The organism is Streptomyces sp. NPDC021080, assembly GCF_044333225.1.
In the GTDB taxonomy this organism is placed as follows: domain Bacteria; phylum Actinomycetota; class Actinomycetes; order Streptomycetales; family Streptomycetaceae; genus Streptomyces.
In genome coordinates this window covers 91,084-109,650 of record NZ_JBIRQM010000008.1, presented here as the reverse complement: position 1 = coordinate 109,650, position 18,567 = coordinate 91,084, and the positions used below count along the sequence as shown (strand labels likewise).

Sequence of the window (18,567 nt, the reverse complement as noted above, 5' to 3'; positions counted from 1 at the left end):
GGCCGCCCCGAAAGACACTCCCGGCGGCTCGAAGGCGGCCCCGGCCGGCACGAACGACGCGCTCGACGGCTCGGAAGCCGTGCCGGCCGGCGCGCGAGCGGCTCCCGGCGGGCCCGAACGGCGGTGCGGGCCCGCCGGTTCGCTCAGCCCGCCCGGACGACCAGTGCCGTGGCGACCGCCATCAGCCCCTCGTCACGGCCCGGGAACCCGAGTCCGTCCGTCGTGGCGCCCGACACCGACACCGGCGCGCCCACCGCGTCCGACAGGATCTTCTGGGCCTCGTCCCGCCGCTTGCCGATCTTCGGGCGGGGCCCGACGACCTGGACCGCGACATTGCCGACGACGAAACCGGCCTCACGCACGATCCGCGCCGCCTCCGTCAGCAGCACGACCCCCGGCGCCCCGGACCACTCCGGGCGCCCGGTGCCGAAGTGCGCCCCGAGGTCACCGAGGCCCGCCGCCGAGAAGAGCGCGTTGCACGCGGCGTGCGCGACGACGTCGGCGTCGGAGTGCCCCGCGAGTCCGGGCCCCTCGCCCTCCCACTTCAGGCCGGCGCACCACAGCTCCCGGCCTTCCTCGAAGGCGTGGATGTCGGTGCCGATCCCGACCAGCGGGAGCACCAGGCCCTGGACCGGACCCTGCGCCTGCGCCTGCGCCTGCCCCGGCGCCCGTCCCTGTCCGGCCGCCCGCTCCGGTGTCTCAGAACCCATCGTTGAGCCTCCGCCGTGCGAGAACCGCCTCCGCCAGCACCAGGTCCAGCGGGCGTGTCACCTTGAACGCCTCCTCGTGGCCCGGCACGACCACGACCTGCACGCCCAGCCGCTCGACCATGCTCGCGTCGTCGGTCACGTCCTCGGTCACGGTCTCGTGGGCCCGCAGCAGCGTCGCGCGGTCGAATCCCTGGGGCGTCTGCACCGCACGCAGTCGTGCCCGCTCGGGCGTGGCCACGACCGGCTCGCTCTCCCCGGCGACGGCCGCGGGCTCGACCTCCTTGACGGTGTCGGCGAGCGGCACCGCCGGCACGACGGCGGGTGCGCCGTCCCGGACGGCCTCGATGACGGCGTCCACGGTGTCGACGGGCACGAGCGGCCGGGCCGCGTCGTGGACCAGGACGATGTCGAAGCCGGGGGGCAGCGCGTCGAGGCCGTACTTCACGGACTCCTGGCGGCTGTCACCGCCCGGGACGACGACGAAGTCGGTGCGCTCGGGCAGCGCGTGCGCGTCGAGCAGCGTCTTGACCTCGGCGGTGCCGTCCGGCGGAGCCACGACGACGACCAGGGAGACGGCCCGGGAGGCGGCCATCGCGCGGACCGCGTGGATGAGCATGGGCGTGCCGTTCAGCGCGCGGAGCGCCTTGGGGGCGCCCGGACCGAGGCGCACACCTCGTCCGGCGGCCGGGATCACGGCGGCGGTGCGGGCCTCCGGCGGCGAAGGGAGCGAAACGTCAGACATCGGTTCCTGTCAGGTTTGTGTGCTCGACCGGGATGGGTATGGCCTGGGGGTACCCCCTGCTCGGAGAGCCGGGGGAGCACCGGGCGCGACGCCTTGACCGGACCCTTCCGTGACATCCGGTCAAGTCGACTGCCCGGGTCGACATCCCGAGTATCGGATACGCCGGTATACCTCGGGAAAGCCGATGCCGGGTGAACGCCCGGTTTACCGAATGGGTGCGGGTACGAACATGCCGCAGCGCCCGGCGACAGCAATATGGTAATTGCGTCATCGGGCACCGCGGCATTTCATTGCGCTGCTGCGCGGGCTTGGGTGTGCGTCAAGACGACCGGCGTCTCGGCGACTGAGCCGGCGTCAGGACGCGAGGACCTCGTCGAGCAGGGCCTCGGCCTTGTCCTCGTTGGTGTTCTCCGCGAGCGCGAGCTCGCTCACCAGGATCTGACGCGCCTTGGCGAGCATGCGCTTCTCACCTGCGGAGAGTCCGCGCTCGCGCTCACGACGCCACAGGTCACGCACGACTTCCGCGACCTTGATGACGTCGCCGGAGGCGAGCTTCTCCAGATTTGCCTTGTAGCGACGCGACCAGTTCGTGGGCTCCTCGGCGTACGGCGCGCGCAGCACCTCGAAGACCCGGTCCAGCCCGTCCTGACCGACCACATCACGCACGCCGACGAACTCCGCATTGTCCGCTGGCACACGTACCGTCAGGTCACCCTGGGCGACCTTCAGCACCAAGTAGGTCTTGTCCACGCCTTTGATCTGGCGAGTTTCGATGGCCTCGATCAGCGCGGCCCCGTGATGGGGATAGACCACGGTGTCGCCAACCTTGAACGTCATGTGACAGGTACCCCTTCCGTGGCTATCCAGAGTAACACGGAAACGGCGTCTTCTGAATGGCGTTTTCGCAGGTCAGGGCATATCTCGGGGCTTGACAACCGCAACAGGAACGTGCTGCGAGGGGCGAGCGGAAGAGGGTATTCGCAGGTCGGAGCGGCTGTCCATGCGGAGTGAAACGCGTACGTTACACACACCCGGAGCCCGCCGCCAGGGTCTGAACATCCCGTTTTGTCCTGCTCCAGGAGCGCGACTTCCGCTACTCCGTTCGATGGACGGAGCCGAGTACGAGACGAATCCGGAATTGATCAAGGAGTTCGATGATCGGCCACTGATCAGTCCTCGATGACCCGTGATCCATTTCCGGGAGGGCCGGGCATTCATTCCACGAAATGCGCAAGCCGAAGTCCGGGGAACAGTCCGTGGAACTTATGCGAATGACGGACGGGAGCGCGATCAAAGTAGCGGAGGCGACACCGGGGCGGAGGGCGGCCGGCGGGGCGCACACCCGGCGCAACGGAGCCCGCGGGCGCATGCCCCACCCGCCGGGTGCGCCGGACCGACCCGCCGGCCCGCCGACCCGGCCCGCCGGCCCGGCCCGCCGGCCCGGCGCACCCCTTGTTTCGACACCCCCGTCCCACGCCCCGTCCCACGCCCCCCGTCCCGCACTCCCGTTCGACACCTCGTCCGGGACCCTCGTTCAGCCCCCTCCGACACCCCTGTCCCACCCCCTGTTCCGCCCCCTCTTTCCCCCCGGACGGGCAAAGTCGGCGGCTTGGGGAGGGTCGGGTGCGGTCGCGCGGGAACGGATCGGTAACCTAAGGCCGCTGACAGACCCTTAGGGCGGCTTTACACAGAGGTCGTCCTGCTTCGCCCACGTTCAAGGAGTTGCCGCCGCCGTGAGCAGCAGCCTTCGACGCGGCACTCTCGCCGCCGCCGTCATCGCGTTCTCGATCGCCTCGCTCGCCGCGTGCGGTGCCGGCAGCGACGCCCAGACGCTGGAGGTCAAGCCGGACAACGCGGCCACCTCCGTCGGCGTCATCAAGGTCCAGAACGCGCTCGTCATCACCCAGCCCGATGTGAAGACCACCGGTCCGGCGGTGATCTCCGCGACGCTGTTCAACAACGGCACCACCGCGCAGACCCTGGACTCGGTCAACGTCGAGGGCGAGGGTGCCGCCCAGATCACGGCCGCCGACGGCAAGAGCAAGCTGACCGTCCCGGCCGGCGGCTCGATCGTCCTCGGTGGCAAGGGCAACGCCTCCGCGGCGCTGGCCAACCCCTCCCAGACGCTCCTGAACGGCAGCGTCCACAAGGTCACCTTCTCCTTCAGCGAGACCGGTGACGTGAGCCTGGGCTCCTACGTCGTCCCGGCCGAGAGCTACTTCTCCAAGTGGGGCCCGAGCGACATCCCCTCGGCCCCGGCCACCTCCTCGGCCCCGGCCACCTCGCCGTCCGAGTCGGCCACGGGCTCCCCGTCCGCGCCGGAGTCCGCGTCGGGCCAGCCCAGCACGACCGAGTCGTCGAGCGCGACGGCCACCGCGTCGGCCTCCGCCGGACAGTGACGCCGAACGCGCGCTAGGGCCTGCGCCCGACGGTTCCCGTCCGCCCGGCCCGGCGCGCGACCGGCTCCACGCGGCCGCACGCGCGCACAACGGTCCGCGCGACGGTCCTCGTCATGACGCCGAAGGGCGGGACCCCTCTCCGGGGGTCCCGCCCTTCGGCGTACCGCGCTGTCGTACCGCTCGTCCGCGGGGCCGGTCTACGGCTCGAACTTGTAGCCGAGACCGCGGACCGTCACCAGGTAGCGGGGCGCGCCCGGATCCGGCTCGATCTTCGCGCGCAGGCGCTTGACGTGGACGTCGAGGGTCTTGGTGTCACCGACGTAGTCGGCGCCCCAGACCCGGTCGATGAGCTGCATCCGGGTCAGCACGCGGCCCGCGTTGCGCAGCAGCATCTCCAGGAGGTCGAACTCCTTCAGCGGCAGGTCGACCTTGCCGCCGGAGACGGTGACGACGTGACGGTCGACGTCCATCCGGACGGGACCGGCCTCCAGGGCGGCCGGGGCGACCTCCTCCGGCTCCCCGCGGCGGCGCAGGACGGCCCGGATGCGGGCGACCAGCTCCCGGGAGGAGAAGGGCTTGGTGACGTAGTCGTCGGCTCCTATTTCGAGGCCGACCACCTTGTCGATCTCGCTGTCCTTGGCGGTGACCATGATCACCGGAACGTTGGAGCGGCCGCGCAGCTGACGGCAGACCTCGGTGCCGGGCAGCCCCGGCAGCATCAGGTCGAGGAGGACGAGGTCGGCGCCGTTGCGCTCGAACTCGTCCAGTCCGTCGGGCCCGGTGGTCGCGATGGCGACCTCGAAGCCCTCCTTGCGAAGCATGTACGACAGGGCGTCGGAGAACGACTCCTCGTCCTCGACGACGAGCACACGGGTCACGGAAGGACCTCCGGGGCAGGAAGCGGTTCGTACGGGGATGTGACGGTGGTCGTCCCGTCGGGCTGCCCGGTCTCGTCCTCTTCGTCGAGTCCGGGCATGTGGTGATCGGTGACGCGCTCGCGGGCCGCACTCGCCTCCGGCAGCCGCAGGGTGAACGTGGAGCCCTGACCCTCGGAGCTCCACACCGTGACCTCCCCGCCGTGCGAGGCGGCCACGTGCTTGACGATCGCCAGCCCGAGGCCCGTACCGCCGGTGGCGCGGGAGCGGGCGGGATCGACACGGTAGAAGCGCTCGAAGATGCGCTCCTTGTCCTTGTCCGAGATGCCGATGCCCTGGTCGGTCACGGCGATCTCGATGTGTTCCCCGCCGGGCGCGGTCACCCGGCGGGCGGCTATGCCGACGCGGGTGCGGGCGGGTGAGTAGTTGACGGCGTTCTCGACGAGGTTGCCGAGGGCCGCGGCGAGCTGGCCCCGGTTCCCCCACAGGCTCAGGTCGGCGGTGCCGCCGGCGGCCATGGTGATCTGTTTCGCGCCGGCCTGGTGGCGGCAGCGGTCGATCGCCTCGGCCACCAGCTCGTCGACCCGGACCGGCTCGGCGTCCTCGAGGGGGTCGTCGTTCTGCACCCTCGACAGGTCGATGAGCTCCTGGACGAGGTTGGTGAGCCGGGTGGCCTCTATCTGCATGCGTCCGGCGAAGCGCTCGACCGCCTCCGGGTCGTCCGAGGCGTCCATGACGGCCTCGGAGAGCAGGGAGAGCGCTCCGACGGGGGTCTTCAGCTCGTGGCTCACGTTCGCGACGAAGTCCCGGCGCACCGCTTCGATGCGGCGCGCCTCCGTCAGGTCCTCCACGAGAAGGAGGACGAGCCTGGATCCGAGGGGAGCGACTCTGGCCGAGACGGCGAGGGCCTCCCCCCGTCCCGTGCCCCTTCTCGGCAGGTCCAGCTCCACCTGGCGTATCTCCCCGTCACGACGGGTGTCACGCGCCATGTGGAGCATCGGTTCGACGGCCAGCTTGCCGCCGCGCACCAGCCCGAGGGCGTACGCCGCCGAGCTGGCCTTGACCACGGCGTCCGCTTCGTCGAGCACGACCGCGGACGACCTGAGCACGGAGAGCACGGTGTCGACGCCGGGCGGAAGCACGGCGTCCGTGTGCAGGGAAGTGCGGGTCGGGCGTTTCTGGTCGCGCTCGCTCCAGCGGAACGCCAGCATGGCGATGACACCGGTGAGCACTCCGGCGATCGCTGCCGCTGCGGCGACCGCCGCGTTCACGTCCATGCACCCAGGTTAGGCATGGCGTAGCTCCTGGCCACAGCCATCCGCGTGCGAGCTCGAACACTCGTCGCCCAGAGTTCACCCAGGAGCCAGTACTGATTCACTTGAGATGCCGGAAACGGACGCGTACGGGCCCGAACGTGGGAGCGTGGGGTTCAAGGGTCCCTCCGGTGGCCGGCCCGGCCGCCGGAACAGCCAGGTCCCGGACCCCGGACCCCGGAAGCTGACGTACGAGAGGGACGACCACATGCGTGACGCGTATCACGAGGAACTTGACTCGATCGGCGACGGCCTGGTCGAGATGGCCCGGCTCGTCGGGTCGGCGATCGGGCGCGCCACGACGGCCATACTCGACTCCGACCTGAAGCTGGCCGAGAGCGTGATCGCCGCGGACCAGAAGGTCGACGACCTCCAGCACGAGCTGGAGGCCCGCGCGATAGCCCTGCTGGCCCGCCAGCAGCCGGTGGCGACGGACCTCCGTATCGTCGTGACCTCGCTCCGCATGTCGGCCGACCTGGAGCGGTCCGGCGACCTGGCCCAGCACGTGGCCAAGCTGGCCCGGCTGCGTTTCCCGGACCGTGCGATCCCGCACGACCTGCACGCCACGATCCTGGAGATGGGCCAGCTCGCGCAGCGCCTGATGGCCAAGGCGGCCGAGGTCATCATCACCAAGGACGTCGACCTGGCGATGCAGCTGGAGCAGGACGACGACGAGATGGACCTGCTGCACCGCACGCTCTTCCAGCACCTGCTGGACGACAAGTGGAAGCACGGCATCGAGACCGCCGTCGACGTCACCCTGCTCGGCCGCTACTACGAGCGCTTCGCCGACCACGCCGTCTCGGTCGCCAAGCGTGTCGTCTACCTGGTCACCGGCGAACACGCCGACGAGCTCCAGGCGGACATCCAGCCGGTCACGGGGGCCGAGGGCGCCTAGGGCCTGTCGTCGGGCGGGGCGGCGCGCCGTGCCCCGGGCCCGCCCCGCGCGGGATGCGCGCCCCGGGTGCATGGGACGCCTCAGTGCGCCGTTGATGCGCCCGCCGGGCTGGGCATGAGATGGGCGACAGGAGCCGTGCGGCGCGGTGTGCGCCGGACGCCTTCGTGCCTGAAGGAGAGACCCATGGCCGAATCCCCCAGCACACCCGACCCGACCCAGGACCGCGACACCCAACAGCCCGCGGAGATCAAGAGCCTCCCCTTGTTCGGCGCCTGCGGCTGCGGCTCAGGCTGCGGCTGCGGCTGCCAGTCGGGCAATCCCTGCCAGTGCGGCTGATCACGTACGTACGTCACGAGGGGCCCCGACACCGTGTCGGGGCCCCTCGTCCGCTCCGTGCGGGGACCGTCGGCCCGGTGGTGGCGGGTGCCTACCGGACGTCGACGAAGTCCCCGGTGGCCTTGACGCCGGGAGTCGTCATGGTGGCGCGGAACTCGTAGCACCAGTACCTGTCCGAGCTCGCGGTGACCTTGGCGCTGAGCGTCCCGGTCGTGCTCGACGGGGTGTATCCGAGGGACTGGTAGTAGTCGGTGCCCGGCGTCCGGAACTCCAGATAGCCGCGCTGGCCCGCGTAACCGCGGTAGTCGTGGGTGTCCCAGTTCGCCCGGGAGAGCTTGCCGGTGACGGTGAGGGAACTGCCCTTCTTGACCGGCTCGGGAGCGGCGTCGGCCGTCAGCTTGGAGAACCGCTGCATGAAGAAGGTGGTGTATCCCTCCGTCTTCACGTAGTCCCCGTCCTTGGCGTGGACGTCGACGGCCACCTTCCAGGTGCCCGCCAGCGAGTTGTGGAGGTCGCGCCTGGGGTTGATCGTGAAGTGCCTCGTGCACACGGAACTCGTGCCGGAGGCCTTGCAGCCCGGTGCCGTCTCGGTGCTCTTCAGGACGGCGTCGGCCTTGGCCAGGGTCGAGCCGTGGAAGAGCGTGAAGTCCGCGACGGTGATTCCCGAGTTGTCGCTCGCCTCCAGTTGGACGGTGATCGTCCTGGAATCGGTGGTGCCGAGAACGACGTCGTTGCCGGCCCCGCCCCCGCCGGTGATCTTGAAGTGGCCGAGATCGACATTGCCGACGACCTCGGTCGCCTGCGCACCTGGTGCGAGGAGACCGGCCATGGCCGCGGCGCCTGCCAGCGCCGCGCCGAGAGTCAACTTGCGCATGGGATTCCTCAGGGAAGGACCTGTCGAAGCCCCCCCCGACAGGTCGCAGATGATTGCGCGCAGTGTACGCACGGCCCCGTCCGACCGGACACGGCCCCTGACGCATCGACAGACGCGCCTCCCGAGGAGAGCCGGCGGGCCCGGGCGGGTTCCGGGGCGGGCCGTCTCCGGAGGGGCTCGGGTGGGATCTCCTCGGATCAGCTGCGTTCGGTTCGGACCGAAATCTGCGCGATTGTGGTGCTGTTGTGCGATTGACCGTGGTCTGACGGGCGAACTCTGCTACCTCTGGGACAGGGGAGGCGGGCTCCGGCCCGCGGCGGCGCGAGGGGCGTCGCCAGGAGGGGACACACGTGAGCACGACACCACGGGACGCGGTCATCGCCATCGAGCAGAAGGCCGTCGACCGCGCCTACGACTGCTACGAGGCCCGGCTCGCGGAGATGACGTCGCCGTCGGCGGCCGCGGCCTCCGCGAGCGGCAAGGACGGCATCGCGGTCCGCGAGAAGGCGCGGAGCGCGGCGGAGGAGTACGGCGGCCTCGGGGGCGAGGCCCTGGTCATCAGCCGCGTCGACGTACAGGAGGAGGGCGACGCCGAGCCGGAGACGTTCTACGTCGGACGGCGCCATGTCTTCGACACCGAGACCCGCGACCAGGTCGTGGTCTCCTGGACGAACCCGCTCGCCGTGAGCTGGCACAACGCCCTGCCGGAGACACCGGGCGAGGTGCTCCTCAGACGCCGGTTACGGTGCGCGGGGCGCCAGGTCGAGGACTTCCTGGACGAGATCACCCCGGCCGCGGGACCGTACGCCGGCTCGCCGGACCCCGCGCAGCAGGGGGCCGCCTCGCCGCCCGCGTTCGAGGACGAGCCCGCTCCCCTCGAAGCCGCGGACCGCCCTGAAGCACCTGCTGACCCGCGGACCCCCGACGCCCACGGGGGCGGAAAGTCCCCGCAGGAGGCGGAGGGCACCACCGACCCGCCCGCCGGAGGCCGCCACGCACGGCCGCACACCGTCCCGTCGCCGCGGCAGGCCGTCGGCAGACGGCGCCACAAGCAGCAGCCGGTCGACGAGTTCCTCCTGCGCGAACTGCGCCGGTCCCGCAACGGCCGGATGCGCGACATCGTCGAGACGATCAGACGTGACCAGATGGCACTGGTCACCCGCTCCCCCGCGGACATCCTCGTCATCCAGGGCGGCCCCGGCACCGGAAAGTCCGCGGTCGGTCTGCACCGGGTGACCTGGCTCGTCGGCAACGACCACTTCCGCGCGCAGGACATCCTGGTCGTGGGACCGCACCAGCAGTTCCTGGAGTACGTGGGGCGCGTGCTGCCCACGCTCGGCACCCGGAACGTCACGGCCGTACAGCTGGCCCGCCTCTGGGAAGGGGAGGTCCGGGGCACGGACTCCGCCGGGGCGCGGCTGGTGAAGTCCGACGAACGGATGGCGGCCGTGCTGCGCCGGCGCGTGGAGAGCGAGTGCCGGCCCGAGGCCCTCGACACCGTCGTCTCCGCCCCCTCCCACGCCCAGGACGAACCGGCCTTCGTGGTCGTCGTGGGCGGCACGTCCCTGCGGCTGCCCCGCTCGGAGGTGCTCGCGCTCCTCCAGGACGCCCGAGCGGGAACCGAGGGCTACCGGGCGCGCAGGGACAGGTTCCGCACCCTGCTCGTGGACCGGCTGCTGGGCGGACTCGTGGAGATCGCCCCGCAGCGCGGCAGGGACGCGACCGTGCGCCGCGACCTGGAGCGCAACCGGCAGGTCACGACCCTCGTCGACCGGGTCTGGCCCGCGCTGAGCCCCGAGGAGGCACTGCGCGGTCTGCTCAACTCCCCCACCCGGCTGCGCGAGTGCGCCAACGGAATTCTCGACCAGGGCGAACAGGCCTTCCTGCAAAGGCAAAAGGCCGAGAGCGCCGCCGAAGAGCCGTGGACGATCGACGACTTGGTGTGTCTGGAGGAACTGCGGTTCCTCATCGCGGGCGAGAGTCCGCGCAGGTACCGCCACATCGTGGTCGACGAGGCGCAGGACCTCACCCCGATGCAGGCGAGATCCCTGCGCAGACGGTGTCCGACCGGCTCGATGACCGTGCTCGGCGATCTGGCCCAGGCCACCGGGCCGCATTCCTACACCAGTTGGAAGCAGCTGGGCGGAATCCTGTCCGCCCGGGGGGACTGGCGCGTGGCCGAGCTGAACACCAGCTACCGCGTACCCGCGGAGATCATGGAGTTCGTGGCGCCGCTGGCCCGGACCGTCGCCCCCTCCCTGCCCTACCCGACGGCCGTACGGCTGGTCGGGGACGAGGCGGTACGGCTCGTCGCCACGACTCCCTGGGAACTGCTGGACGACGCGGCGACCCGTGCGGCACGGCTCGCGGACACCCATGACGGCCGGTCCCCACGGTCGATCGCCGTCGTCGTCCCCGACGACTCGGACTGGCTCGAGGAGGTCCGCCGGCGCATCGATCTCGTGGACGGCATGACGGAGGAGACCCTGCGGACCGTGTCCGTGCTCCCCGCCGCCCAGGCCAAGGGCATGGAATTCGACCACGTCCTGGTCCTGGAGCCGACGGCCATCGCCGACCGGGGTCCCGCCGGACTACGACGGCTGTACGTCGCCCTGACCCGCAGCACCCAGACGCTGACGGTCCTCCACACGACACCGCTGCCCGCCGAACTCGGGGCGCCGGCCGACGGCACGGACGGCGATGCCGCCTCCGCCTACGCGTACTTGACGCCCGTCGCGGCCCGGCCGGAGAACGGGAGGAGGACCGGAGATCCCGCCACCGGTGCCTCCGGGCCCGCAGGCGGTTCCCCGGGCGACGACCTGCCGGTGGGCACACCCGTCAAGGTGCGGGTGCTCGGCCCGGGCCCGGGTTCCCACCTGAAGGTGAAGGTCCTCGCCCCCGCCACGGAGCGCACCGTCCTCCTGGTCCCGCGGCACGGGGAACCCACCCCGGCCACGGGCGCCCGGCTGGACGGCTGGGTGACGAGGAACGAGGGCCAGTTGAGCCTCGTCTCGGCCGGCGACTTCGGCCGCCGGCCCGTCTCCGCCCGTATGGCTCCCCGTTACGAGGCCGCGCTCGGCGTCCTGCGGGACATCGCGCACGGCGAGGGCACCGTCCCGCCGGAGACGACGGCCCTCCTGTCCGAGCTGAAGGGCATGGCCGCCCGTTGCCTCAGGCGCGACCGGATCGACTGGCTGAGCGTCTGGCGCCTGCTGGGTTCCGCCGACCGCGACCGGCTGAGCGACCTGGCGGACCTCGCCCAGCGCACCCGCCGGGCGGTCGGGTCGGACCTTCCCGGCCTGCGGGCGTCCCTGACGGAGGACCCGGCGTTCCGGCACTGGGCCGACGTCCTCGACCGGGCCCGGGACGAACTCCGCCACCGGATCGACACCGGACCGGAAACGGGTGCGGAGGCCGAGCTCCCGACCGAGACCGGAAGGCCGGACGGGACCAGAGCGCCGGACGGCGCCGGAACACCGGACGGGACCGGAACACCGACCGGGCCCGGAACACCGGCCGAAACGGCACCACCCATGACGATCACGGCACCACCACCCGCGACGATCGCGACTTCACCACCCGTGACGATCGCGGCCTCACCGGCCGAGCCGCGCGGAACACTCGAACAGCCCGAACAGAAGGACACCGACCCCATGAACACTGCCGCCCTCCTGAAAAAGACCGAGCCCGCCCCGTCCGAGGGACGGACGGCGTGGAGCGAGGCACTCGCGCGAAAACTGGACGTCGAGGCGCAGGTCGACCGGGACTGCAACACGCACGAGGCCGTGCGCTACGAACTGAAGGCCGCGCTCCTGCGCGCGGGGCTACGGCCTTCGGACTCCCGGGTCTCCGACGCGACCCTGGAGGGCCCGGACGGCTTCGTCCGCTACGAGGTGCTCGGCACCGACCGTTCCGACTACCCGCACCTGCGGGCGGGAGCCGTCCGCCTCCTGGAGCTCGACCGGGTGGAAACGCGCTCCGCGGACACCCGGTACCTGGTCCTGGCCGAGCCGCCCACGGAGGACTGGGCTCCCGACGCGATCCGGGAGGCCTTCGGCGTGCACGTCGTATGGCGGACCGCGGCGGGCTGGCACGGCCCGGACGCACGAACCGCCCTGCGTCTGACCGATTGACCGCGGATCCACCTGCCGATTGACTGGTCTGTCGGGGCGGCCGGCCCCGACAGACCACTCCAGGGAACACACGTGGAACGCCCGATCCTCTTCCTCGACGTCGACGGACCCCTCATCCCGTTCGGCCCGGCGTCCGCCCCGGCATCCGGCTCCGAAGTGCTCCCCGACCGGGGGAATCCGCTGCTGGGCCGGCTCGACCCCACCGTGGGCCCGCGCCTGACGGCGCTGGGGTGCGAACTGGTGTGGGCCACGACGTGGACGGACGAGGCGAACGAATCCGTCGCCCCACGCATCGGACTGTCCCGGCTGCCCGTGGTGGAGTGGCCCGAGGCCTCCGCCGAAGCGGGTCCGCGGGGTCTGCACTGGAAGACCCGCCCCCTCGTCGAGTGGGCCGGCGACCGCCCGTTCATCTGGGTCGACGACGAGATCGGCCCCATGGACCGGCTCTGGGTCGCGGGGCAGCACGAGAGTCCCTCCTTGCTCCACCGCGTCGACCCGTCCGAGGGCCTGACCGAGGACGACTTCCGCGAACTCGCCCGCTGGCTCCGTACCGCCGTACCGGACCGCCCGCACGGAACGAGCGGATAGAGCCGCCCCGCCAACCGACCGACGACACACCGGAGTTACGGGCCCCTCCCCGGTCTTTACCGGGCACGGCCCGTACTGGATGCTGTGTCGGATCGCCGGTTGATCACGGGGGAGTGTCGTGCGCATAGTTCTGCTGGGCTCCGTCCAGGTGCGGGAAGACAGGGACAGGGCGGACTGCACCGGCAGCGTGCCGCCGACCGTCGTCTCCGGGACCCGGCTCCGCATGCTGTTCGCCCGGCTCGCCCTGGACTGCGGGCGCCCGGTGTCCGTGGACGCGCTGGTCGACGGCCTGTGGGGCGAGGACCCGCCGGCCGAGGCGGGCAACGCGCTGCAGTCCCTGGTCTCACGGCTGCGCAGGGCGCTCGGCGGCACGGCCCGCGTGGAGTCCGTCTCCGGGGGGTACCGGCTCACCGCGGACGAGGCGATCGAGGTCGATGCCGCCCGCTTCGAGGAACTGGCCGCCGACGGCCGCAAGCAGTGTGCCGAGGGCCGCTACGACGAAGCGGCGGCCGTCCTGCGCGAGGCGCTGGGGCTGTGGCAGGGCGAGGCCCTCGCCGACATACGGGAGGCGCCGTTCGCCGCCGTCGTCGTCACCCGCATGGACGGTCTGCGGGCCGTCGCGGCCCAGGACCTCTTCGAGGCCGAGTTACGGCTCGGCCGGCACGCGGAGATCCTCGCCGACCTGGGCACCGCCGCGGCCGCCGACCCCCTGAGCGAGCGCCTGACCGAGCTGCGGATGCGGGCGCTGTGGGCGGCGGGCCGCCAGTCGGACGCGCTGGCGGCGTACGAGGAGATCCGCGAGCGGCTCGCCGACGAACTGGGCGTCGATCCGTCGGCCGGCCTCAGGGAGACCCATCTGGCGCTGCTGCGGGGAGAGTTGGAGCGCCCGGCTGCGGCCCGGCCGCAGCCGGCGGCGAACCGGCTGCCGGCCCGGCTGACCAGCTTCGTCGGCCGCGAGCGCGAACTGGGCCGGCTGGCCGCCCTGATGGCCTCGTCCCGTCTCGTCACGATCGTCGGTCCGGGCGGCGCGGGCAAGACCCGGCTGTCCCTCGAAGCCGTCGGCCGGGACCGGGCGCAGCAGCGCGGCCGCGTCTGGTTCGTGCCGCTCGCCGAGGTCGGCGCGGCCGGCCAGCTGGCGGACGCCGTACTCGGCGCGGTCGGCTCCACGGCCGGCGGCCTCTACGACGCCGGACACACCCAGGACACTGTGCCAGTCGACCGGATGGCGGAGATCCTCGACATCGGCGACGCCGTCCTCGTCCTCGACAACTGTGAGCACATCGTCGAGGCCGTGGCCGAACTCGCCGGAGAACTCCTTCAGCGTCTGCCGCAGTTGAGGATCCTGGCCAGCAGCAGGGAGCCCCTCGCCATCGACGGTGAGGCGCTGTGCCATCTCGGTCCGCTCGACGTGCCCGTCGGCCTGCCGGAGCCCGCCGAGGCGCAGCGGTCGGCCGCGGTGCGGCTGTTCGCCGACCGGGCCCGGAGCGTCCGGCCGGACTTCGCACTCGATCACGCCACGGTCGGTGCCGTGGTCGAGATCTGCCGACGGCTCGACGGGCTGCCGCTCGCCCTGGAGCTGGCCGCCGCCAAGCTGCGCTCGATGGGCGTCGACCAGGTCGCCCGCCGCCTCGACGACCGGTTCCGGCTGCTGACCTCGGGCAGCCGGACGGCCCTGCCGCGCCAGCGCACCCTGCTCGCGGTCGTCGAATGGAGCTGGGACCTGCTCGAGAAGCCCGAGCGGATCCTCGCCCGCCGCCTGTCCGCGTTCCCCGGCGGAGCGACACTCGCCGCCCTCGAAACCGTCTGCGCGGACGCGGCACTTCCCGCCGACGACATCCTCTACGTCCTCGACGCGCTCATCGAGAAGTCGCTGGTCGACTCCGCGGACACGGGCGACGGCGAGCCGCGCTACCGGATGCTGGAGACCGTGCGCGCCTACGCGGCCACCCGGCTCGACGCCTCCGGCGACGACCTCACCGCCGCGTTCACGCGGTACTTCCTCGGCCTCGCCGAGGAACACGAACCCCGGCTGCGCACCGGCCGGCAGCTCGAGGCGATCGCGGTCTTCGACGCCGAGCACCCCAATCTGGTGCACGCGCTGCGAACGGCCGTGGACACCGGGGACGGGGAACTGGCCGCCCGGTTCGCCGAAGCGCTGTCCTGGTACTGGGGCGTACGCGGCATGAGTTCCCAACTCGATTCGGCGCTGGCGGAATTGAACACCCTCAGGGGCGCGCCGCTCGGCGCACGCCCGCTGATCGCGGACGTGGACTCGGCGGGCGCCCGCGAGTTCCACCCGGCCGGACTGCTGCTCCGCATTTCCCGGCTCGCCGACCTCGACGACGCGTCGGAGTCCCCCGAGGGCCGCCTCGCGCACTCGCTCCGGTCGCCCGACCCATGGGTGCGGGCCGGTGCCCACCTCGCGTACGACTTCGTCCTCACCGAGCGGGGCGACCTGCGCACCGGCGCGGCCTCCCGGCTGGCGGCGCTGCGCGGCTTCGAGGAGGTGGGTGACCGATGGGGCCTGGTCATGAGCCTGCTCCCGATCGGCCGCGACCACTCGCTGCGCGGCGCCCACGCGCAGGCCATCGCCACGTTCGAGCGGGTGGTCGTGCTCAGCTCGGAACTCGGCACCGACGACTACCTGGACCTGGGCCGGGTCCGCCTGGCCCGCGAGCGCCGGCGCAGCGGCGACCTCGTCGGCGCGCGGCGTGACCTGGAGTGGGCCCAGGACCGGGCCCGGGAGCGGGGTCATCGCCGGCTGGAGGCCAACATCGTGGCGGGCCTGGCCAATCTGCACCGCAGAGAAGGCGACCTGGCGGGTGCCGACCGGGTCCTCGACGCGCTGGAGTCGTTCGTCCGCAACCGGTCCATCCCCGAGGGCCTGGCCCGGGACCTGATCGTCAGCACCCGGGTCGAGAACCGGCTGGCCGCGGGGGACGCCGTCGGGGCGCGGGCCCTGCTGCCCGAGGCGGCCGGCGGACTGCTGGCCCAGGGCGCGGGAGCGGGCCTGGCCTGGGTGGCGGAGCTGCTCGGCGGGCTGCTGGCGCTGGAGGGCGACCCGGCCGGTGCGGCTCACTCGCTGGGCATGAGCCAGGTGATGCGGGGTGCCTTCGACGCGGGGGAGCCGGAGCTGCGCGAACTCGTCGGACGGCTGACGGGTCGGCTCGGCGAGCAGGCGTACCGGGCGGCGTTCGACGAGGGCGCCGCGCTGGCGCGGGCGGACGCGCTGCACCGGCTGGCCGGGGAAGTCGGCCGGCCGGTGTCCTCGTAGCGTCCGAGCGCTGTTCCGCACCGGGGAGCCGCGGTCAGCCGAGGTTCTTGCGGTAGGCGCGCATCGCCAGCGGGAAGAAGACCGCGACCATGCCGGCCATCCAGCCGAGACTGCCGAGCAGCGGGTGCGCGATCGCGCCGCCGTTGAGCAGGCCGCGCACGGTGTCGGCCATCAGGCTGACCGGGTTGACGTCCGACCAGGCCTGGAGCCAGCCCGGCATGGTCCGGTCCGGTACGAACACGTTGCTGGCGAAGGTCAGCGGCAGCACCACGATCGTCATCAGGCCCTGCACGGAACCGGGGGTCTTGGCCAGCATGCCGATGTACACCGACAGCCAGGAGAAACTCAGCGCGAAACCGATGAGCAGGACCAGCGCGGCGAGCGTGGACAGCGGGTCCGTCCCGATCCGGTACCCCATGATCAGGGCGAGGACCAGCAGGGTGCCGAGACAGACCACGTAGCGCACGAAATCGGCGAGGACGGCACCGACGAGCGGCCCGGAGCGGGCGATCGGCATGGAGCGGAACCGGTCGAACATTCCGGTGCTCGCATCGGCGTTGAGCGAGACACCGATGCCGATGCTCGCCTGGAAGACGGTCATCACCATGACCCCCGGCGTGATCATCCGCAGGTACGCGTCGTCGTCGCCGCCGGAGATGGCTCCGCCGAAGATGTAGACGAACATCAGCAGGGAGATGATCGGCGTCAGCACCACGTCGGTGAGCTGCATCGGGGACTTGACGAACTTGGTGACGCCGCGTCCGGCGAGGACGAGGCTGTGCCGCAGGGACCGGACCGCGCCGATGCGCAGGGGGGCGGCGGACTGACGGGTCGTGCGGGCGGGGGAGACGGTCTGGGCGCTCATGCCGCGGTCCTCTCGTTGGTGGTGCCGTCGTTCTGCTCGTCGGTGGTGGTGCGGTCGTCGCGCTCGTCGCCGCCGGCGGTGTCGTCGTCGCGCTGGTGGCCGGTGGTGGCGGAACGGCCGGTCAGCGCCAGGAAGACCTCGTCCAGGCTGGGCAGGCGCAGTCCCATCTCGTCGGTGCCGATGCCCTCCGCGGCCAGCCGGCGGGCGAGGGCGGACACCAGCAGGGGGTCGTCGGCGGGCACGGTCAGCAGTCCGTTCGTACCGTCCTGGACCGGGGCGGTGCCGGTGAGTTCGGCCAGCATCGCGGCCACCCGGGGCACGTCCTGCGGGAGTGACGGACGGGCCTGCAGGATCTGCCCGCCGACCCTGCGCTTCAGTTCACCCGGGCGCCCCTCGGCGACGACCCGGCCGCGGTCGAACACCGTGATGCTGTCGGCGAGTTGATCGGCCTCCTCCAGGTACTGCGTGGTGAGGAGCACCGTGGAACCGTCGTCGACCAGGCTCCGGACCACGTCCCACACCTCGCCGCGGGCGTGCGGGTCGAGTCCGGTCGTCGGCTCGTCCAGGTACAGCACCTGCGGCCGGCCGACCAGGCTCGCCGCCAGATCCAGCCGCCGCCGCATCCCGCCGGAGAAGGTGCTGAGCGGCCGGTCCGCGGCCTCGGTCAGAGAGAACTGCTCGAGGAGCTGGGCGGCCCGCGCCTTCGCGGCCTGCTTCGACAGGTCGAGCAGCCGTCCGAGCAGCACCAGGTTCTCCGTGCCGGACAGGTCCTCGTCGACGGACGCGTACTGCCCGGTGAGACCGATGAGCCGGCGTACCCGCACCGGGTCCCGCACCACGTCATGACCGCCGACCGTGGCCCGGCCGGCGTCCGGCCGCAGCAGCGTCGACAGGATCCGTACGGTGGTGGTCTTGCCCGCCCCGTTCGGCCCGAGCACACCGATCACCTTGCCGGCCGGCACCTCCAGGTCGACACCGTCCAGTGCGACCATGTCCCCGTACCGCTTGACCAGGCCCTCGGCCCGGATGGCGTACGACATCTGCGCCCTCCCCATCTCTTCGCTCGTCCGCGCTCGCGGTTCTCACCGCTCTCGACGAGGAAGACCCTGCCGGGGCCCGCTGGCAGGAGCCTGACAGACCGCTGACAGGAGCCGTCAGGAGCTGCCAGGACTGTCAGCGGCCGGGCAGCCGACCCGCCGCCGCACGGCCCGGAACCGACGGCCGAACCGTCCGGGTCCGGTGACGGTCCCGGCACGGCCCGGGAAGGACGTCGGGCCTGCTTCTTCTTGCCCCGGGTTTCGACCGCCCGGATTCGAGGACTGGCCAGCGCGATGCCCACCTCGACCGACCTGCGGCCCGGCGGTCGTTGTCGGTCGTCGGTGGCCGTTGTCGGTGGCCGTTGTCGGTGATCGACCTCGGAGGTTCCGCGGGTCCCAGGATTCGACCCGGCTCGGGACCCGATCCGCTGCCGTCCCCGGCGGCAAGGGGTCGTCGGCGACAGCAGTGCGCAATGATCCCGCAAAGATCGTTGACGGCAGGCCGCGGTCACTGTGGTATCGA

General features: G+C 72.0%; 14 protein-coding genes. 6 read left to right on the top strand and 8 right to left on the bottom strand.

What is annotated here, in order from left to right; all coding sequences use genetic code 11:
• Positions 1-143 precede the first annotated feature (143 nt).
• The 3 genes from ispF to ACH4S8_RS21030 all read right to left on the bottom strand — a co-directional run bounded on the left by ispF (position 144) and on the right by ACH4S8_RS21030 (position 2,289).
• The gene (gene ispF / locus ACH4S8_RS21040; RefSeq protein WP_398396126.1) at positions 144-710 is read right to left on the bottom strand and encodes a 2-C-methyl-D-erythritol 2,4-cyclodiphosphate synthase; all 567 of its coding nucleotides are present in this window, start codon (positions 708-710) and stop codon (positions 144-146) included.
• Positions 700-1,452, bottom strand: coding sequence for a 2-C-methyl-D-erythritol 4-phosphate cytidylyltransferase (ispD, locus tag ACH4S8_RS21035; protein WP_398396124.1), 753 nt, complete (start codon positions 1,450-1,452; stop codon positions 700-702). The genes ispF and ispD overlap by 11 nt, the downstream gene beginning before the upstream one ends.
• Before the next feature lie 354 nt (positions 1,453-1,806).
• A complete protein-coding gene (locus ACH4S8_RS21030; protein ID WP_003953493.1) occupies positions 1,807-2,289 on the bottom strand; it encodes a CarD family transcriptional regulator in 483 nt (160 codons plus the stop codon).
• Between the two features lie 896 nt (positions 2,290-3,185).
• Between ACH4S8_RS21030 and ACH4S8_RS21025 the strand changes: the two genes are divergently transcribed.
• On the top strand, positions 3,186-3,851 hold the full coding sequence (locus ACH4S8_RS21025) for a DUF461 domain-containing protein (RefSeq protein ID WP_398396122.1): 666 nt from the start codon (positions 3,186-3,188) through the stop codon (positions 3,849-3,851).
• A 197-nt stretch (positions 3,852-4,048) separates the two neighbouring features.
• Here ACH4S8_RS21025 and ACH4S8_RS21020 read toward each other — a convergent pair whose 3' ends face one another.
• On the bottom strand, positions 4,049-4,729 hold the full coding sequence (locus tag ACH4S8_RS21020; RefSeq protein ID WP_037622332.1) for a response regulator transcription factor: 681 nt from the start codon (positions 4,727-4,729) through the stop codon (positions 4,049-4,051).
• On the bottom strand, positions 4,726-6,003 hold the full coding sequence (locus ACH4S8_RS21015; protein ID WP_398396119.1) for a sensor histidine kinase: 1,278 nt from the start codon (positions 6,001-6,003) through the stop codon (positions 4,726-4,728). The genes ACH4S8_RS21020 and ACH4S8_RS21015 overlap by 4 nt, the downstream gene beginning before the upstream one ends.
• Before the next feature lie 244 nt (positions 6,004-6,247).
• Here ACH4S8_RS21015 and phoU point away from each other — a divergent pair, with 244 nt between their 5' ends.
• Entirely contained in the window at positions 6,248-6,937 is a 690-nt protein-coding gene (gene phoU, locus ACH4S8_RS21010; protein ID WP_398396117.1) for a phosphate signaling complex protein PhoU, read from the top strand.
• A 183-nt stretch (positions 6,938-7,120) separates the two neighbouring features.
• A complete protein-coding gene (locus tag ACH4S8_RS21005; RefSeq protein ID WP_167455652.1) occupies positions 7,121-7,273 on the top strand; it encodes a hypothetical protein in 153 nt (50 codons plus the stop codon).
• A 91-nt stretch (positions 7,274-7,364) separates the two neighbouring features.
• Here ACH4S8_RS21005 and ACH4S8_RS21000 read toward each other — a convergent pair whose 3' ends face one another.
• Positions 7,365-8,147, bottom strand: coding sequence for a calcium-binding protein (locus ACH4S8_RS21000; protein WP_398396114.1), 783 nt, complete (start codon positions 8,145-8,147; stop codon positions 7,365-7,367).
• 350 nt (positions 8,148-8,497) lie between these two features.
• Here ACH4S8_RS21000 and ACH4S8_RS20995 point away from each other — a divergent pair, with 350 nt between their 5' ends.
• The 3 genes from ACH4S8_RS20995 (at position 8,498) to ACH4S8_RS20985 (ending at position 16,142) form a co-directional block, all read left to right on the top strand.
• Positions 8,498-12,280, top strand: coding sequence for an ATP-binding domain-containing protein (locus ACH4S8_RS20995; RefSeq protein WP_398396112.1), 3,783 nt, complete (start codon positions 8,498-8,500; stop codon positions 12,278-12,280).
• A 72-nt stretch (positions 12,281-12,352) separates the two neighbouring features.
• Positions 12,353-12,868 carry an HAD domain-containing protein gene (locus ACH4S8_RS20990; protein WP_398396110.1) on the top strand — a complete coding sequence of 172 codons (516 nt, stop codon included), beginning with the start codon at positions 12,353-12,355 and terminating at the stop codon, positions 12,866-12,868.
• Positions 12,869-12,986: 118 nt separating this feature from the next.
• Positions 12,987-16,142 (top strand): BTAD domain-containing putative transcriptional regulator, encoded by a 3,156-nt coding sequence (locus ACH4S8_RS20985; RefSeq protein WP_398396108.1) that lies wholly within the window; start codon positions 12,987-12,989, stop codon positions 16,140-16,142.
• A 34-nt stretch (positions 16,143-16,176) separates the two neighbouring features.
• On the opposite strand, the gene ACH4S8_RS20980 is transcribed toward ACH4S8_RS20985, so the two are convergent.
• Both ACH4S8_RS20980 and ACH4S8_RS20975 read right to left on the bottom strand, forming a co-directional pair.
• Complete coding sequence (locus ACH4S8_RS20980; RefSeq protein ID WP_398396106.1) at positions 16,177-17,007, bottom strand: ABC transporter permease; 831 nt, start codon at positions 17,005-17,007, stop codon at positions 16,177-16,179.
• Positions 17,004-18,047 (bottom strand): ATP-binding cassette domain-containing protein, encoded by a 1,044-nt coding sequence (locus ACH4S8_RS20975; protein ID WP_398396104.1) that lies wholly within the window; start codon positions 18,045-18,047, stop codon positions 17,004-17,006. The genes ACH4S8_RS20980 and ACH4S8_RS20975 overlap by 4 nt, the downstream gene beginning before the upstream one ends.
• Between the last annotated feature and the right edge of the window lie 520 nt (positions 18,048-18,567).